Origin of the sequence: Azohydromonas sediminis (assembly GCF_003574675.1) — a bacterium.
Taxonomy (GTDB): domain Bacteria; phylum Pseudomonadota; class Gammaproteobacteria; order Burkholderiales; family Burkholderiaceae_C; genus Calidifontimicrobium; species Calidifontimicrobium sediminis.
Genome location: NZ_QOAZ01000094.1, coordinates 1 through 896, shown reverse-complemented (window position 1 = coordinate 896; position 896 = coordinate 1). Strand labels below are relative to the sequence as shown.

Sequence of the window (896 nt, the reverse complement as noted above, 5' to 3'; positions counted from 1 at the left end):
CAAGATCGCACCGCAGTGGGTCGGTCTGGGCACAGGTGCGCCCGCAGCGGCCCTGGCGGCCGCGTAAGGGGTGCGGAAGATGAGAAATCGACCCGAATCAAGCGCTGCGAAGCGCGCACGAGCCCGTCGCAGCGACATCACCCGCGCAGCAGCGCCGCGTGACGTTCGTTCCTCTGGCCCTGACGCCAACCCGACGGGCGTCTGCGGCGATCAATTGCCTCTCAGCCTCTGAGCCCGGTCGCGCGACGCGCCTGCCGGCGCGCGCCGCGAGGTGTGCGTCGTCAGTGCAGCCGCACGGCCGCGTCGAAGAACCACGTGCGGCGGATCTCGACGACGTCGACCTCGCGCGCGAGCGTCGGCGGGAACGGCACGCGCGGCTGCAGCCCGTGCACGATGCGCCGGATCGCCTCGTCGACCTGCGGCACGCCGCTGGAGACGTGGAACGTCACCGATTCGACGGAGCCGTCGCTGCGCAGCGCGACGGCCACGACCGGTGCGCGCTGCAGCCGGCTCGCGATCTCGCGCACGGTGCTGTACGGGGTGTTGAGCTGCACGCGCAGTGCCCACGCCTGCGCGTACTGCAGCAGCTCGTCGTTGGGGTGCGTGTAGCCCCACAGCCGCACGCGCCGCACCAGGTTCGACGGCGGCGGCAGGGGCTGTGGCGCAGCCCGCCCGGCGGCCTCGCGCCGGGCCGCTTCGTCGCGCTCGGCCTGCAGGCGCGCCGTCTCGAGGCGCTGCGCCTCGAGTCGTGCGGCTTCCTCGCGCTCGGCCTGCTGCCGTGCGGCCTCGCGCCGTGCTGCGGCTTCCCGTTCGGCTTCGAGGCGGGCGGCTTGCTCGCGCTCGGCTTGCAGGCGCGCGGCTTCGGCACGCTCGGCCTCCAGGCGCTGCGCTTCGAG

General features: G+C 73.9%; 1 protein-coding gene. It reads right to left on the bottom strand.

Annotation, left to right across the window (positions count from 1 at the left end):
• Nucleotides 1–281 precede the first annotated feature (281 nt).
• The coding region (locus tag DRV96_RS17770) for a TonB C-terminal domain-containing protein (protein ID WP_162911148.1) at nt 282–896 on the bottom strand (615 nt) is incomplete at its 5' end.